This is a genomic window from Nocardia sp. NPDC056952 (assembly GCF_042674185.1).
Classification (GTDB): Bacteria; Actinomycetota; Actinomycetes; order Mycobacteriales; family Mycobacteriaceae; genus Nocardia.
This window is the reverse complement of the sequence record NZ_JBHURA010000003.1, coordinates 686,539-701,244: the sequence shown is the minus strand read 5'-3', so window position 1 is coordinate 701,244 and position 14,706 is coordinate 686,539. Positions and strand designations below refer to the sequence as shown.

The following is a 14,706-nucleotide window of genomic DNA, read 5'->3' as shown; positions in this document are numbered from 1 at the left end:
GCGCCACACCATGACGGCGGGTAGCCTCGCACCGATGACGTGGACAGCTCCCGAACTCGAGCCGACCAGAACCCTGGTCGGCGCGGACGAGCGGCCGATGTTGCAGTCCTGGTTGGACTTTCATCGCCAGACCCTGCTCGGCAAGTGTGGTGGACTCGACGGCGAACAGCTCGCCGCGCGCTCGGTGGAGCCGTCCTCGCTGTCGCTGCTCGGCCTCGTCCGGCATCTCACCGAGGTGGAGCGAGGCTGGTTCCGGACCTCCGCCGCGGGCGAGGAGGTCGAACCGGTCTACAGCTCCGAGGCCGAGCCCGACGCCGATTTCGACGACCTCGCCTCGCTACCCGCCGAGGCGGTGTTCGCGGCCTTCCACGCCGAGGTCGCCGCCTGTGACGCCGCCGTCGCCGAGCTCTCCCTCGACCACGTGTTCCACGTGCCGTGGCGCAGCGACGAGTACACGTTGCGCTGGGTGTACCTGCACATGATCGAGGAATACGCCCGCCACAACGGCCACGCCGACCTGCTGCGCGAGCGGATCGACGGCGTCACCGGCAGCTTCTGAGTCAGGCGTCGCCGGTCACGACGCCGGGGGTGAGCTGGTCGAGATCGCCGATGACGGTGTCGGCCAGGGCGAGGGCGTCGGGCAGTGGCGGGAACTCCGGGCGCGGCGCCGCGATCAGGCGCATCCCGGCATTGTGGGCGGAGCGCAGACCATTGGTCGAATCCTCCACGGCCGTACAGTCGTTCGGCTCCACGCCGAGTCGCTGTGCGACCGTGAGGTAGACGTCGGGTGCGGGCTTGCCGCGCCCGACCTCCTCGGTGGACAGCACCACGGTGAAATAGTCGAGCAATCCGGACTTCGCGAGCACCAGATCGATCAAGGTGGCCGGTGACGAGCTGGCCAGGCCGAGTTTCCAGGAACCCGCGCACCGCCGCACCGCGTCGACCGCGCCGGGCAGCAGCGGGACGTGGTGGGCGTACTTGTCGGCCATCAGGTCGATGACGGCGGCAGCCACCTCGTCAGCCGGTTCGGCCACACCCAGCTCGTCGGCCAGGTACGACGACCACTCGACGGTGTTCATCCCCATCATCTTCTTCTGCGAATCCGGTTGCCACCGGCCACCTTTGAGGACCACGTACTCGTGCCTGACCTGTTCCCAGATCGGCTCGGAATCGATCAGCACGCCGTCCATATCGAACACAACCGCCGCGATACCCATGCGTTCAGCCTTTCGCCGCTCACCCGGAGCCGCACCACCAGCTGGTGCGCCGACGCTCCGGTACGTAGGACCTACTCGGTGATCGGGACCCAGCCTAGTTGACCCGACACCGATCCCCGGCGCGAACATCCAGCTCGGCAGCGATAACGTGTTGCATATGGACGATACACAGGTCGGCAGCTCGCTCCCGGACGAGAAGCATCACGAAGGCGGATTCCGGCCGGTTGCCGAGCTGATCCAGGCACGCAAGGACCGCGGCACCGACAACACGGTAGGCGGACCGCACTACGGCGAGCTGATCGATCAGGTCCGCGCGCTGATGGACCGGGCGCGGCTGGTCAACCCCTCCGACGAGCTCGCCAAAGAGGCCATCGCCACTCTCGAACAGCTCAACGCCCGCCTCGACGAGGCCGTGGTGGACGAGTGGTCCTCGCCCAGCTGGACCCGCACCGACCTGCCGGCGCGGGGCAACATCACGCTGCCGCCGTACACGGTGGTCAGCGGTGACCGCGACGGCGTCACCGCGAAGGTCACCTTCCGCACCTTCCACCTGGGTGGCAACAACGCCGCCCACGGTGGGCACATCGCACTCGCCTTCGACGACATCATCGGCATGACCGCCGCGCTGTCCACCAGGTCGGTGACCCGCACGGCCTCACTGACCCTGGACTACCGCTCGATCACGCCCCTCAATCGCGAGCTGACGGTGCGCGCGTGGACCGAACGCGTCGAGGGCCGCAAGGTGTACCTGCGGGCGACGCTGCACGACGGCGAACGGTTGTGCGCCGAGGCCAAGGGTCTGTTCATCGTGCTCAATCCCGGCCAGCCGTGACCGCGCGCCGACATTGCGATCGACGTGATCGCAATGTCGGCCGTACGGTCCGAGGTGGCGCAATAGCGGTTTGTCCGCGGATACCCGCAGGTCGTGTGAGCCGCCACCCGGCGTAGAAACATCCGCTGAATTCTCCCCGCGATCGCGGCGCGCGGAGTGCCGCGTAATCGCCGCTATCGTCGCTGTTCATGCAGGTCAGCGAGAAAACAGGGGCTACGGAGCCCACCCCGATCCGCGGTCAGCGCGCCGATCGGGCGCGCCGGGTCGCCGATATCCTGCGCCACCAGATCCTGGCGGGCGCGGTGGCGGGCACGGTGCCCGGCGAGCAGGAGCTCGCCGCCGAGCACGGCACCTCCCGCAATACCGTGCGCGAAGCGCTGGCGCTGCTACGCGACGAGGGACTCATCGATCGCGCCCCGAAGCTCGGCACCCGGGTCGCCGCCCGCAAGTTCGACCACGGCCTCGATGCCCTGCTCGGACTGCAGGAGACGCTCAAAGGGCACGGCACCGTCCGCAACGAGGTCAGGGCCGCTACCACCATCACCGCTCCCCCGGCCGTCGCGCGCCGGCTCGAGCTGGCGCCGGGCGACAAGGTCGTCTACATCGAACGCCTGCGGTTTCTCGCCGATCTGCCCCTGAGCCTCGACCTCACCTATCTCGCGCCCGATGTCGGCGCTGAAGTGCTCGCCCACGATCTGGAGACCACCGACGTGTTCGTGCTCCTCGAACAGGTCACCGGCCGGTCGCTGGGCGCCGCCGAGCTCGCGCTGGAAGCCGTCGCGGCCGACCCGCACACCGCGACCACCCTGGATACCCCGGCCGGTGCGCCCTTGCTGATGCTCGAACGCCTCACCCACCTCGACGACGGCCGCCCCGTCGACCTCGAATACATCCGCATGCGCGGTGACCGCATCACGATGCGCGGCAGCCTCACCCGCAGCACCCCCGAATGGAAGGTCCTGTAATGGCACTGGTCCCCCAGCGCGCCGACGTCCCGGTGACGATCGACGAATCACTGTGCATCACCGGCTGCACCCTCTGCGTGGACATGTGTCCGCTCGATTCCCTTGCCATCCACGATGATTCGGGCAAGGCCTACATGCACGTCGACGAGTGCTGGTATTGCGGGCCGTGCGCGGCCCGCTGCCCCACCGGCGCCGTCACCGTCAACATGCCCTATCTGCTCCGCTGAAACCGGGAATCCCACGCATGAAGATCACTCGATTCGCCCCTGTCGCTTTGGCTCTCGCGCTCACCGCGGCCGGCTGCTCGCTCGAAAGTTCCGACGCCGCACCGGCGGGCACCGTCAAGGTCGTCATCGGCTACCAGTCCAAGACCATCAACACCGTCACCGCGGGCACGCTGCTGAAAGCGCAGGGTTACCTGGAGCAGCGGCTACAGAAGATCACCGATGGTGGTGGCGCGAAGTACCAGGTGGAGTGGCAGGACTACGACACCGGAGCACCGATCACCGCCCAGATGGTGGCGGAGAAGATCGATATCGGCTCGATGGGCGACTACCCGTTGCTGATCAACGGATCTCGTACGCAGGCCAACGAACGCGCACGGACCGAGCTGGTGTCGATCACCGGCTACAACCCCAAGGGCGCGCTGAACATGGTGGTGGTGCCCAACGACTCACCCGCTCGTTCGCTGACCGATCTAGCCGGGCAGAAGATCTCGGCCAGTGTGGGTTCGGCGGGCCACGGCACCTTGGTGCAGGCGCTGAGCCGGGCCGGGATCGACCCGGCCAAGGGCGTGGAAGTACTCAACCAGCAGCCCCAGGTCGGGGCGACCGCGCTGGAATCACACCAGGTGAGCGCCCTGTCGCAGTTCGTGGCGTGGCCGGGTCTGCTGGTGCAGCAGAACAAGGCGAAACTGCTCTACGACGGCGCCGAGCTGAATGTGCCGACCTTCCACGGCGTGGTGGCGCGCCGGACGTACGCGGCCGATCATCCGGAGGTGTTGCAGGCGTTCCTCGCGGCGCAGCTGGACGCGACCGCGTTCCTCAACGAGAAGCCTTTCGAGGCAGCCGATCTCGTCGCCAAGGGCTCGGGCCTGCCGCAGGAGGTCGTGTATCTCTACAACGGTCCCGGCGGCACCAGTTTCGACACCACGCTCAAGGCGAACCTGATCGCGGCGTTCAAGGACGACGTGAACTACCTGAAGTCGATCGGCGATTTCGCCGAGCTCGACATCGACGCCTTCGTCGAGGACGGCCCACTGCGGCAAGCCTTCGCCGAGACCGGCCGTGGGAACTACGACGCGGAGCTGGCGTCGGGGGTCAACCCGAGCAAGGTGACCGGTACCGATCCGATCTGCGCGGTGGCGGTGAGTGATCCGGCGCTGGCCGGTGAGGTCTGGGTCGACGGCGCCGACAAGCCCCAACCCGCCGCGAACCCCGGCTGCTTGCTGCGGGCGGTGCAGGCAGCGAAGGCGCAAGGCAAGACGATTCGCGCGGTGTATGTCCCCGATGCCGAACTGGGGACTCGCTGGTTCGCCGACAAGGCCATCTGGCTGCGCGAGGGCGCGCGATACCTGCCGTTCACCACGCAGGCAGCGGCCGACCGCTACCGCGGCACCCACCCCGCCGCCGCGCCGGTCTCCTATGAGCAAGCCGTGACGGAAGTCCGCGGATGAGCACAGTTTCCGGGCTGTCCACCCCGATCGGGATCGACCCCGACAGCGCAGATCCCACGGCTCTCGATGCCGAGAGCGCACCCACCCGATCGGTGTGGGTGTCGCGGGCGATCCGGGTGGCCTCGGTGGCCGCCGCCATCGGCCTGTGGCAACTGCTCACCGTGGGCAATGTGCGTGCGGGGCTGCGGTTCGACACCCTGCCGACGGTGACCGAGATCGTCGCCGAGTTCGGCGAGCATCTCGGAACCGGCCAGTACTACCTCGATGTGGCGCAGTCGCTGATCCGGATCGTCACCGGATTCGGGCTGGCCGCGGTCGTCGGAGTACTGGCGGGCATCGGGCTCGGCCGGTCACGGCTGCTCGCCGATGTGTTCGGGTCGCTGGCCGAGCTGATCCGGCCGATTCCGGCGATCGCGCTGGTGCCGGTGGCGATCCTGCTGTTCCCCAGCGACGAGTCCGGCATCGTGTTCATCACGTTCACCGCGTCGCTGTTCCCGGTGCTGGTGAGCACCAGGCATGCGACACGGGCGCTGCCGACCATCTGGGAGGACGCGATCCGCACGCTGGGCGCGTCGCGGCGCGAGGTGCTGACCAGGGTCGTCGTGCCCGGCATCCTGCCCGGGGTGTTCAGCGGGTTGTCGGTGGGAATGGGCGTGGCCTGGATCTGCCTGATCTCGGCGGAGATGATCTCCGGGCGGCTCGGCATCGGCTACCGCACCTGGCAGTCCTACACCATCGTCGACTACCCGGCCGTGTTCGTCGGGATGATCACCATCGGTGTCCTCGGTTTCCTCACCTCCGGAATCGTCGAACTGGCAGGCCGTCGGGTGACCCGCTGGCTGCCGCGAGAGGTTGCCTCTTAACCCTTCCCCACGGATAAATCCGGGGGATTTCCAGCTCGGACCGCACCATCAACCGCCCCGAAGGGAGGCCAACAATGTCTGATGTCTTCAGCACTGACACGGTCGAGTTCCACCGTGGCCGCCAGGATTACAGCGGCGGCGTTCCGGTCGCGGTCTGCGGTGTGCCCACAGTCCACGCAACAGAAGATCCGTACATCCAACGCAAGCCGCTGCTTGGCTCTCGCTCCACAGCTCGCGCAGGTCATGGTTGTGTAGGCGGGCGGAACCAGCACCACCCTTCGCCCCGCCCGCGTAGCACGTTCGATCAACTCTCGTTTCGCGGCACCGATCGCAGCGTCCGCCGCTTTCCGCGCCATCGTGGAGCGGGCGAGGAACTTCGGCTTGAAGTCCTCAACCGCGATGGTGTGATGGTCGGCGACGACGCGGCGAGCCCATACCCGCGCGGTGTGGGTGTTCTGCCTGGCCGCTTTCTTGTGCAAGCGGGCGGCTTCACGCCGAGCCTGCCGGTAGCCGTTGCTCTGTGCCTGCCCCTTCGGCCGTCGACGGCGGGCCATCTTCCGCTGAGCACGCGCGAGTTCAGCAGCGCACCGCTTCCGATGCCCGAGATACGGCAGATCATGGTCGGGGTCGGTTGTGGTCGCGGTCGTAGTTATACCCCAGTCGATCCCGATACTGCCGGTCGCGACAGGAAGCGCGTCGACCGATCGGCGTACGACGAACGAGGCGTACCAGTGGCCGAGGCTGTCTCGGTAGACGCGGACCGAGGTTGGTGCGCAGGGCAGTTCCCGCGACCACACCACGGGAATGCTGACGCCTTTCGGCAGGGTCAGACGACCACCGCTGATACCGAACCCGCGCGTCGTGTACTCCAGCGACGGCAGAGAGTTCTTGCGGGACTTGACGACCGGCTGGCCGCGCCCCTTCACCTTGAACGACTGGTCCAGCGCTTGAGAGTAGGTGCGCAGCGTCTGCTGTTGGGCGACCTGCGATCCCTCACGCAACCATGCGGTGCGGGCACGCGCTTCGGTGAGCATCTTCGACAGGCGCGAGAAGTTGGGTTTACCGCCCTCGCGCCGCTGATGGACGGCTTCGTTCCACAGGAATCGGCAGCGATGCCATTCGGATTCGAGCGCGCGCCGCGTGCGCGCCGGGACGCAGACGGTAGGTATAGCGCACGACTTCATCCACACCAAAAGTTATACAGCTGTAGAAGTCTGCACCGAACGAGACGCCCCATCATCGAGCTGGAAACCATGCCCGACCATGTGCATCTGCTCGTCTCGTGCGATCCGCAGTTCGGGATTCACCGGCTGGTCAAGCAGATCAAGGGCCGATCCTCCCGAGTGCTGCGCGCCGAGTTCCCCGCCCTCATGCTCACCGACCTGGCCCGCTCTTCGGCCGAGTCCCGCCTGCCCACCCTTTGGACCAATTCGTACTTTGTCGCCTCTGTCGGCGGCGCAACCCTGGAGGCAGTGAAACGCTATGTCGAGAACCAAAAGGACGCTTGAAAGGCACTCCCATTCCTCCCCACAGATAGATCCGCGGGTTTCCTTGGAGCTTTCCCGATGACCACGACCACCGCCACGCCGACCGTCTCCGTCGGCATGCGTTTGAGCCTCGAGGCCGTCCGCATCAGCTACGGACCCAAAACCGTGGTGCGCGACGTCGATCTGACGGTCCCGGCGGGTGAGATCCTGGTCCTGGTCGGCAAATCCGGCTGTGGCAAGTCGACGTTGTTGCGTGCGATCGCCGGGCTGCGTAAACCCACCGCCGGGGTGATCCGTGCCGACGAGGACGCGGTCGCCGGCCCCTCGGCAGATCGCGCGCTGGTGTTCCAGGACGACGCGCTGCTGCCGTGGCGCACCGCGCGCGCCAATATCGACCTGGCGCTGCGTCTTCGGGGCGTCTCACGCAGCGACCGCGCGGCACGGTCGCAGCGCTGGCTCGACGAGGTCGGGCTCAGCGGCTACGCCGACTATCTGCCGCGCGATCTGTCCGGCGGGATGCGCCAACGGGTTCAGCTCGCCCGTAGCCTGGCGGGCTCGCCGCGCGCGGTGCTCATGGACGAGCCGTTCGGCGCGCTCGACAGCCAGACCCGTGCGGAGATGCAGCGCCTGCTGGTCGACACCTGGCGCGCGCACCCGACCACGATCGTTTTCGTCACCCACGACCTCGACGAAGCCCTGCTGCTCGGCGACCGGATCGCCGTGCTCGGCGCGGGTTCGCTGCGCGCGGTCGTCGAGGTACCCGACCCGCGCGAACCGGTGGACCGGAGCGCCCTGCGGGCCCGAATCCTGGAGACTCTGTGAACATTCCCGAACTGTCCGACCGCGTTCGCCTCGACTGCGACGTGCTCGTCATCGGCGGCGGCACCGCGGGCACCATGGCCGCGCTCACCGCCGCCGAGTCCGGCGCGAACGTGCTGCTGCTCGAGAAGGCGCATGTGCGCCATTCCGGTGCACTCGCCATGGGCATGGACGGTGTGAACAACGCTGTCATCCCCGGCAAGGCCGAGCCGGAGGACTACGTCGCCGAGATCACCCGCGCCAACGACGGCATCGTCGACCAGCGCACCGTGTATCAAACGGCGACACGGGGTTTCGCGATGGTGCAGCGTCTCGAGCGGTACGGGGTGAAGTTCGAGAAGGACGAGTACGGCGAGTACGCGGTGCGCCGAGTGCATCGGTCGGGGTCGTATGTGCTGCCGATGCCCGAGGGCAAGGACGTGAAGAAGGCGCTCTATCGCGTACTGCGCCAACGCAAGATGCGGGAGAAGATCCGCATCGAGAACCGGCTGATGCCGGTGCGGGTGCTCACCGCCGAGGGACGCGCGGTAGGCGCGGCCGCGTTGAACACGCGCACCGGCGAATTCGTCGAGGTGGCCGCGAAGGCGGTGATTCTGGCGACGGGCCCCTGCGGTCGGCTCGGTCTGCCCGCGTCGGGCTATCTCTACGGCACCTACGAGAACCCCACCAACGCCGGTGACGGCTATTCGATGGCCTACCACGCCGGTGCGGAGCTCTCGGGTATCGAGTGCTTCCAGATCAACCCGCTCATCAAGGACTACAACGGACCCGCCTGCGCGTACGTGGCCAACCCGTTCGGCGGGTACCAGGTCAACGCCGAGGGTGAACGCTTCGTCGACTCCGATTACTGGTCGGGGCAGATGATGGCCGAGGTGAAGCAGGAGATCGAATCCGCGCGCGGACCCATCTATCTCAAGGTCTCGCATCTGCCGGACGAGACGCTGTCGACCCTCGAATCGATTCTGCACACGACCGAGCGGCCGACTCGCGGGACTTTCCACGCCAACCGGGGCCACGACTACCGCACCCACGATATCGAGATGCACATCTCCGAGATCGGTTTGTGCGGTGGACATTCCGCGTCGGGCGTGTGGGTGGACGAGAACGCGCGAACCACCGTGCCGGGCCTGTACGCGGCGGGCGATCTGGCATGCGTGCCACACAACTACATGATCGGTGCGTTCGTCTACGGCGATCTGGCCGGCGCGCACGCGGCCTCCACCCTGGCCGCACTCGATACCCCTGCCGAACTGCCCGAGGATCAGCTCGCCGAAGCACACGAACTGATCTACCGGCCGTTGCGTCAGCCCGAAGGCCCGCCGCAGCCGCAGGTCGAGTACAAGCTGCGCCGGTTCGTGAACGACTATGTGGCGCCGCCGAAAACGGCCGCCAAGCTGTCGATCGCCGTCGAGACCTTCGAGCGGATGCGCGCCGAAGTCGACGGGATCGGCGCGCAGACGCCCCACGAACTCATGCGTGCCGTGGAGGTGCAGTTCATTCGCGATTGCGCCGAGATGGCCTCGCGCAGTTCGCTCACACGAACCGAGTCGCGCTGGGGCCTCTATCACGACCGCGCGGATCTGCCCGATCGCGACGACGAGTCGTGGAACTTCCATTTGAACCTGCGCAAGACCGTCGGCGGCGAGATGGAATTCGTCAAGCGGTCGGTGGCGCCGTATCTGGTGCCGGTGCCCGGTCTCGATGATGTGCCGTCGGCCGAGCCGATCGTCGAGGTGATCGCCCAGCCCGAGCTGGTGGGAACGCGAGCGCCGCAGCGCGAAGCCCCGGTCCGGAGCGAGGCGGCGCCGGTGTCGCCGTCCTCGCCTCGACTGGTCACTCTGCTCGCGCTGGATTCGCCTGCGGTCGAGGATCTTTCGAGCTACCTCACCGACCCCGATCCGGTGGTGCGGGTGGCCGCACTGTCGGTGCTCACCGAGAACACCCCGGACGGATTCGCCGATGAGCTGATCCGGGCACTGGGCGACGAGGCCGCCTCGGTCCGCCGGGCGGCCACCGAGAGTCTGCGGGAACTGGTAGAGGTGCTGACGGGGGCCGGTGCGCTGAGCGAGTATCTCGGCTCCCCCGATCCCCTCGTCCGCGCGACCGTCGTCGATCTGCTGCGGGCTTTGCGGGCCGGATCTGCCTCGGATTACCGTGCGGCACTGGGCGATACCGATCATCGCGTCAGGATCGAGGCGGTGCGCGCACTGGTCTCGCTCGACGACGCCGGGGCGGTGTCCACGATCGCGGGCGATGTCAACCGTGAGGTCCGCATCGCGGTCGCACACGGACTCGCTTCGATCGGGAGCGGCGGCGTGGAGGTGATCCGCGTGCTGGCAGGCGATCTCGATCCGCTGGTCCGCGCTGCCGCCCTCACCGCCTTCGCCGCGCTGGGTACCACGGAGGAAGATGTCGCCGAACTCAGCGCGGCACTGCGACATTCCGCCTGGCAGGTGCGTGTCGGTGCGGCGCGCGGGCTGGCGGGCTCGACCCCGGAGGCGGGCGTGGCGCCGTTGAGCGAGGCGCTCACCGACCGTCACCTCGATGTGCGCAAGGCGGCGGTACTGGCCCTGTCCACCTGGCCGGGTAGTGCCACCGCCCTCGACGCGCTCGAGTCGGCGATCACCGATCCCGACGCCGACGTCCGCGCCTACGCCCGGCGCGCGGTGACCGCCGCGGGTCGCACCCCGGTCGACGCTGTTCGCGCCGACGCGGAACTGACCGAGGCCAGGGCGTGATCAGCAACTCGCCGGGGCGGTGCCGCAGCGCGAACGCGGCACGATCGTCGCCGCTGTGCGCAGCTGGCGGCGGCTCCGGCACACAGCGGCCGAACACCGAGGAATACCTCGGTGACCGGGCGGCCGAGGCCGAGGATCCCGGTCGTCGCACTCCGGGTTTCGTGGACCGGTCGACGTCGCTGTGCCACCGTTCACCGGGCAGCGCGCTCAGGATTATCACAGCTCACCGTCGGTAGGCTGGCCCGATGAGCGCACTTCCTGCCACCCTGGTGAGGGTCACCGACAACCTGGACGCGGTGACGACGATCGGCCACGAGGACGATCCGGCCGACGTCGGGTCCTCGCGGGCCGACGTCGAAGCGATCTGGGCGTCGGTGCGCGCGTGGTACGCGATGGGCACGACACCCGCCATCCAGGTGTGTCTGCGCCGCAACGGCGGGATCGTGCTGAACCGGACGATCGGTCACGGTTGGGGCAACGCACCCAGCGACGGACCGGATGCCGAGAAGATCCTGGCGACGCCGGAGACCCTGTTCTGCGGATTCTCCACCGCGAAGGGTGTCGCCGCCACGCTGATGTTCATGCTCATCGAGCAGGGCGCCTTCGCGCTGGAAGACCGGGTGGCCGACTATGTTCCCGAGTTCGCGGCCCACCGCAAGGGCGTGATCACCGTCGGCGATGTGCTGTCGCATTCGGCGGGCATTCCGTTCATCACCGCACCACACAGCGGAACCGCGGCGGTCCTCGACGAGGACCTGGCCGTCGCCGCTCTCACCGACCTGGTGCCGAGCTGGGCGCCCGGCCGCTTTCGCGTCTACCACGCGCTGACCAGCGGATTGATCCAGCGCCTGCTCGTCCAGCGCGCCACCGGCAAGCGGATGCGCGAGCACCTCGCCGAGCAGGTGCTGACCCCACTCGGCTTCCGCTGGAACAACTTCGGCGTCGATCCCGCCGATGTCGGCAAGGTCGTGCCGAGCGTCAAGACCGGCCCACCCCAACCCCGGCTCGCCCGATTCCTGGCGAACAAGGCCCTGGGCGGGCATCTGGACAAGGCGTCGAAGGCCACCAACGATGCTTTCCTGGCCGCCGAGCTCCCCTCCGGCAACCTGGTCACCACCGCCTACGAACTCTCCCGCTTCTACGAAATCCTCGCGCGCGGTGGCGAACTGGACGGAACGAGGATCATCGGGACCGGTACCCTGCGCGACGCGATCGCCCCCGCCGATCGCATGCTCGGACTGGCCGGTCGCGTCAGCCGCGCCGGATTCGAGCTCGGCGCCCGCCGGTCCAAGTTCGGCCGCGACACCGGGTCGCACTTCGGCCGCAGCGGTCTCACCACCCAGTACGGCTGGGCCGACCCCGATCGTGGCCTGTCCGGTGCGGTTCTCACCAACGGCAAAGCGAGCACCGACCTCGATCGCCCGTGGCAGCTGGTCGCCCAGATCTCCGACACCCTGCGCCCACTGCCGCCCGCCGCGCGGCTGTTCCGCCCCTGACCCGGCGAGTGACGTCGATCAGAAGAAGGTGCCGCTGAAAGGCAGTGTGGCAGTGGCGAAAAGGTCGTCGGCGGCGTCGACGGCACCCGCGCGGTGCTCGACGACACGACCGGCGAGGGCGAGCTGGCGCCATGTCGACCCGCCGAGGTAGATCGCGCCGAGGGTGGCGACGTCGACGGTGACATCGGCGGGGTCGTCGACCCCGACCACCTGCTCGGCGGAGATCCGGTACCGGCCGGTGTTGGCGGTGCGGATCGTGTCCTCGACCTCGACGATCACCGGCGGCGCGTCGCGATAGGTCCGGCGGGCCAGTGCGGTGGGGACATCGACCAGACGAAGCCAGGTTTCGTCGTGTACCCCCGCGACGCCGACCGCGCGTTCGTCGGTGAACAGATGCCGCAGCGGCGCGTCCACCGGCGCGAACGCGAAACTCACCTTGTCGACGAGATCGACCGAGAGCAGGTGCCGGATCAGGCCGAGGTAGGCCTGCGGGGTGGTCGCGACGAGATCGTCGACGACGATCGTGCGTTCGCGGCTGGTGAACCAGTTCGCGGTGTCGACCGGGTGGTAGCGCGCGAACCCGTCCTCGGCGCCGACCGGGCCGTGCGTCACGGTGTACACCGGTTCGGCCGCGGTGCGCTCCTTCAGCTTCCACCAGTAGCCGGGCCGATCGATCGCCCCGGTCCAGGCGATCGCGGCGGTCGCGTAGATCTGCGGGAACAGCTTCCACGCGTCGGCGGGTTCGACGAAACGCACCGGACCGGACGGCGGGACCGTGTCACGCAGGCGGGCTCGACCTCGGTGCAGGTCCAGGCGTGCGAACGAACTCGCCACGCCGTACCCGAAACGCTCGTAGATCGAACCCTCGGACGCGCGCAGGGTCGCCACCACTTCCCCTCGCTCGGCGATGTCGTCGAGCTGTCGGCGCAGCAGGGCGGTGAGCACTCCGCGCCGGGTGTGCGTGGGTAGCACACCGACATGGGTGACCGCGGCGTGTGAGACGCGCGCGCCACCGGGAACGACCAGCCAGCTGGTGTAGGACTCCGCGGTGCCGACCAGCCGGCCATCGATGCGAGCGCCGAGTGTGCGGCCCGGTTCGGACAGGTGGTCGCGATGTGGTGGCAGCGGCGGCAATCCCACCATCGCCGCCCGGAACAGCGCGCCCGCGGCGTGCAGGTCGTCGTCGCCGTGCAGGGTGTCTATGTCAACAGCCATCCCCTCACTGTTCCCTATCCGGGGCGGCGCCTCTACTCCGGATCGACCACGACCACGATGCCGGTCGGCGCTTCGAGCAGCTCGAGCGTGCGCGCGGCGGCGGTGTCGACGTGGATGCGTGGGTGCGCCGGCGGGGTGGTCTCGTAGTACGTTCCGGGACCGTAGAACTGGCCGTAGCGCAGGACGACGCCACCCGCGGCGAGGACGGCGGATTCGTGGGTCGCGATCGCGTCACCGCGGCCCGCCGGCGGCGTCCAGGCGATGCTCTGGGCGAGAAAGCGTTTCGCTCCGGCGGCCGCGGCCGCCGCGAGCAGATTGGCGGTGCCCTCGGTGCGGATACGGGAGTTCGCCTCGCCGGAGCCGGCCAGTCGCGCCACATCGTCGGGCAGGTCGGTGAGCTGGTGCATGACGAGGTCGGGGGCGAAGTCGAGCACCGCGGTGGTGAGGCCGTCGGCGTCGTAGACGTCGTGGACCACCGCGGTGGCTCCGCTGGCACGGACCGCCGCCGCTTTACCCGGGGAACGGGTTAGGCCGGCCACTTCGTGACCGGCGCCGACCAGCAGTGGCAGCAACCGTGATCCGATGACGCCCGTGGCGCCCGCGAGAAAGATACGCACAACCCCGACACTAGCGGGGCCGGCGATCAGGCCCCGATGACCGCGTTCATGATCGTGCCGGCGCTGGTGGCGACCGCGCCGCCCGCCATGGCGCTGGCGATCATCTTCGGCGATTGCAGGCCGCCGCCGTTCCACTTCTCCCAGGCGAAGCGGCCGCCGCCATAGGTGATGGCGGTGACGCCGGACAACAGGATCATCCAGGTGAAATACCGGCCCAACTGCATCACCTTGTCGGCCATCGGCGGCGCTTCCGGCGTGGGATTGCCCACCTGGGCGACAACGACGTTATAGGTGTCATGCACTGCGGCCAGGATCATGCTCACGATCGGTGCTCCTTCGTCGGTTGTTCGTGGTGAAGCCGATGTCGAGAACTCGTGACGCGGTAGAACCCAGATATGTTGAACATTCAACCTCATGGGCGGTTCGGTGACGTGGGCGACACTCCGCGTAAACCATGACCGCAGTCACAGCCGCGGATCCGTGCCCGCGTCGCGCCGTGCCCCTAGTATCGAACGTGCGGGGCTCGTTCAGATTCGGCGCGACGAGGCGCTGACCACCACCTTCATCGCACGACTACCGTACCGCGAGGAGGGCACCATGGCTTTCCTGATTCCCTTGTTCGTCGCGTTTCTTCTGGTAACCGCAGCAGTGGTCCTGGCTTCCTACGCCACCGTTTCCCTGACCTATTGGTTTGAATCACGCCGGATCCGTCCGGAACAGTCCGACCCGCAACCTGCACGCTGAGCCCTGTTCCGACCCGATGTCCCGGTACCCGACGCGGT

Annotated in this window: 16 protein-coding genes; 11 read left to right on the top strand and 5 right to left on the bottom strand. The window is 68.1% G+C overall.

The window, feature by feature from the left end; translation table 11 throughout:
* Positions 1-34: 34 nt before the first annotated feature.
* Positions 35-559: a DinB family protein gene (locus tag ACFTS5_RS15000; RefSeq protein ID WP_378631117.1), complete on the top strand. Its 525-nt coding sequence runs from the start codon at positions 35-37 to the stop codon at positions 557-559.
* A 1-nt stretch (position 560) separates the two neighbouring features.
* On the opposite strand, the gene ACFTS5_RS14995 is transcribed toward ACFTS5_RS15000, so the two are convergent.
* Entirely contained in the window at positions 561-1,217 is a 657-nt protein-coding gene (locus tag ACFTS5_RS14995) for an HAD family hydrolase (RefSeq protein ID WP_378631116.1), read from the bottom strand.
* A 157-nt stretch (positions 1,218-1,374) separates the two neighbouring features.
* On the opposite strand from ACFTS5_RS14995, the gene ACFTS5_RS14990 reads away from it, so the two are divergent.
* The 5 genes from ACFTS5_RS14990 (at position 1,375) to ACFTS5_RS14970 (ending at position 5,552) form a co-directional block, all read left to right on the top strand.
* Positions 1,375-2,049: a PaaI family thioesterase gene (locus ACFTS5_RS14990; RefSeq protein WP_378631114.1), complete on the top strand. Its 675-nt coding sequence runs from the start codon at positions 1,375-1,377 to the stop codon at positions 2,047-2,049.
* Between the two features lie 188 nt (positions 2,050-2,237).
* Positions 2,238-3,014, top strand: coding sequence for a GntR family transcriptional regulator (locus ACFTS5_RS14985; RefSeq protein ID WP_378631112.1), 777 nt, complete (start codon positions 2,238-2,240; stop codon positions 3,012-3,014).
* Positions 3,014-3,241 (top strand): ferredoxin family protein, encoded by a 228-nt coding sequence (locus tag ACFTS5_RS14980; protein WP_056816936.1) that lies wholly within the window; start codon positions 3,014-3,016, stop codon positions 3,239-3,241. Before ACFTS5_RS14985 ends, ACFTS5_RS14980 begins: the two co-directional genes overlap by 1 nt.
* A gap of 17 nt (positions 3,242-3,258) precedes the next feature.
* Positions 3,259-4,689, top strand: coding sequence for an ABC transporter substrate-binding protein (locus ACFTS5_RS14975; RefSeq protein WP_378631110.1), 1,431 nt, complete (start codon positions 3,259-3,261; stop codon positions 4,687-4,689).
* The gene (locus ACFTS5_RS14970) at positions 4,686-5,552 is read left to right on the top strand and encodes an ABC transporter permease (RefSeq protein ID WP_378631109.1); all 867 of its coding nucleotides are present in this window, start codon (positions 4,686-4,688) and stop codon (positions 5,550-5,552) included. The genes ACFTS5_RS14975 and ACFTS5_RS14970 overlap by 4 nt, the downstream gene beginning before the upstream one ends.
* On the opposite strand, the gene ACFTS5_RS14965 is transcribed toward ACFTS5_RS14970, so the two are convergent.
* Positions 5,549-6,736 (bottom strand): RNA-guided endonuclease InsQ/TnpB family protein, encoded by a 1,188-nt coding sequence (locus ACFTS5_RS14965; protein ID WP_378631458.1) that lies wholly within the window; start codon positions 6,734-6,736, stop codon positions 5,549-5,551. The genes ACFTS5_RS14970 and ACFTS5_RS14965 overlap by 4 nt on opposite strands.
* Here ACFTS5_RS14965 and tnpA point away from each other — a divergent pair.
* The 4 genes from tnpA (at position 6,632) to ACFTS5_RS14945 (ending at position 12,092) form a co-directional block, all read left to right on the top strand.
* The gene (gene tnpA, locus ACFTS5_RS14960; protein WP_378631107.1) at positions 6,632-7,060 is read left to right on the top strand and encodes an IS200/IS605 family transposase; all 429 of its coding nucleotides are present in this window, start codon (positions 6,632-6,634) and stop codon (positions 7,058-7,060) included. The genes ACFTS5_RS14965 and tnpA overlap by 105 nt on opposite strands.
* A 57-nt stretch (positions 7,061-7,117) precedes the next feature.
* Positions 7,118-7,861, top strand: coding sequence for an ABC transporter ATP-binding protein (locus ACFTS5_RS14955; protein WP_378631105.1), 744 nt, complete (start codon positions 7,118-7,120; stop codon positions 7,859-7,861).
* Positions 7,858-10,596, top strand: coding sequence for a fumarate reductase/succinate dehydrogenase flavoprotein subunit (locus ACFTS5_RS14950; RefSeq protein WP_378631104.1), 2,739 nt, complete (start codon positions 7,858-7,860; stop codon positions 10,594-10,596). The genes ACFTS5_RS14955 and ACFTS5_RS14950 overlap by 4 nt, the downstream gene beginning before the upstream one ends.
* Positions 10,597-10,841: 245 nt before the next feature.
* The gene (locus tag ACFTS5_RS14945; protein WP_378631103.1) at positions 10,842-12,092 is read left to right on the top strand and encodes a serine hydrolase domain-containing protein; all 1,251 of its coding nucleotides are present in this window, start codon (positions 10,842-10,844) and stop codon (positions 12,090-12,092) included.
* An 18-nt stretch (positions 12,093-12,110) separates the two neighbouring features.
* On the opposite strand, the gene ACFTS5_RS14940 is transcribed toward ACFTS5_RS14945, so the two are convergent.
* From ACFTS5_RS14940 to ACFTS5_RS14930, 3 genes are read right to left on the bottom strand one after another with little or no spacing between them, the layout of a single operon-like run.
* The gene (locus tag ACFTS5_RS14940) at positions 12,111-13,307 is read right to left on the bottom strand and encodes a GNAT family N-acetyltransferase (protein WP_378631102.1); all 1,197 of its coding nucleotides are present in this window, start codon (positions 13,305-13,307) and stop codon (positions 12,111-12,113) included.
* A 32-nt stretch (positions 13,308-13,339) separates the two neighbouring features.
* The gene (locus tag ACFTS5_RS14935) at positions 13,340-13,924 is read right to left on the bottom strand and encodes an NAD-dependent epimerase/dehydratase family protein (protein ID WP_378631100.1); all 585 of its coding nucleotides are present in this window, start codon (positions 13,922-13,924) and stop codon (positions 13,340-13,342) included.
* A gap of 26 nt (positions 13,925-13,950) precedes the next feature.
* Positions 13,951-14,241: a hypothetical protein gene (locus tag ACFTS5_RS14930; protein WP_211300305.1), complete on the bottom strand. Its 291-nt coding sequence runs from the start codon at positions 14,239-14,241 to the stop codon at positions 13,951-13,953.
* A 97-nt stretch (positions 14,242-14,338) separates the two neighbouring features.
* On the opposite strand from ACFTS5_RS14930, the gene ACFTS5_RS14925 reads away from it, so the two are divergent.
* On the top strand, positions 14,339-14,668 hold the full coding sequence (locus ACFTS5_RS14925; protein ID WP_378631098.1) for a hypothetical protein: 330 nt from the start codon (positions 14,339-14,341) through the stop codon (positions 14,666-14,668).
* Positions 14,669-14,706: the final 38 nt, after the last annotated feature.

Bases quoted from the DNA above. Each gene is read 5' to 3' on its own strand.
- ACFTS5_RS15000 (WP_378631117.1), top strand. From the start codon at position 35: ATGACGTGGACAGCTCCCGAACTCGAGCCGACCAGAACCCTGGTCGGC.
- ACFTS5_RS14995 (WP_378631116.1), bottom strand. From the start codon at position 1,217: ATGGGTATCGCGGCGGTTGTGTTCGATATGGACGGCGTGCTGATCGAT.
- ACFTS5_RS14990 (WP_378631114.1), top strand. From the start codon at position 1,375: ATGGACGATACACAGGTCGGCAGCTCGCTCCCGGACGAGAAGCATCAC.
- ACFTS5_RS14985 (WP_378631112.1), top strand. From the start codon at position 2,238: ATGCAGGTCAGCGAGAAAACAGGGGCTACGGAGCCCACCCCGATCCGC.
- ACFTS5_RS14980 (WP_056816936.1), top strand. From the start codon at position 3,014: ATGGCACTGGTCCCCCAGCGCGCCGACGTCCCGGTGACGATCGACGAA.
- ACFTS5_RS14975 (WP_378631110.1), top strand. From the start codon at position 3,259: ATGAAGATCACTCGATTCGCCCCTGTCGCTTTGGCTCTCGCGCTCACC.
- ACFTS5_RS14970 (WP_378631109.1), top strand. From the start codon at position 4,686: ATGAGCACAGTTTCCGGGCTGTCCACCCCGATCGGGATCGACCCCGAC.
- tnpA (WP_378631107.1), top strand. From the start codon at position 6,632: ATGGACGGCTTCGTTCCACAGGAATCGGCAGCGATGCCATTCGGATTC.
- ACFTS5_RS14965 (WP_378631458.1), bottom strand. From the start codon at position 6,736: ATGAAGTCGTGCGCTATACCTACCGTCTGCGTCCCGGCGCGCACGCGG.
- ACFTS5_RS14955 (WP_378631105.1), top strand. From the start codon at position 7,118: ATGACCACGACCACCGCCACGCCGACCGTCTCCGTCGGCATGCGTTTG.
- ACFTS5_RS14945 (WP_378631103.1), top strand. From the start codon at position 10,842: ATGAGCGCACTTCCTGCCACCCTGGTGAGGGTCACCGACAACCTGGAC.
- ACFTS5_RS14940 (WP_378631102.1), bottom strand. From the start codon at position 13,307: ATGGCTGTTGACATAGACACCCTGCACGGCGACGACGACCTGCACGCC.
- ACFTS5_RS14930 (WP_211300305.1), bottom strand. From the start codon at position 14,241: ATGATCCTGGCCGCAGTGCATGACACCTATAACGTCGTTGTCGCCCAG.
- ACFTS5_RS14925 (WP_378631098.1), top strand. From the start codon at position 14,339: ATGGGCGGTTCGGTGACGTGGGCGACACTCCGCGTAAACCATGACCGC.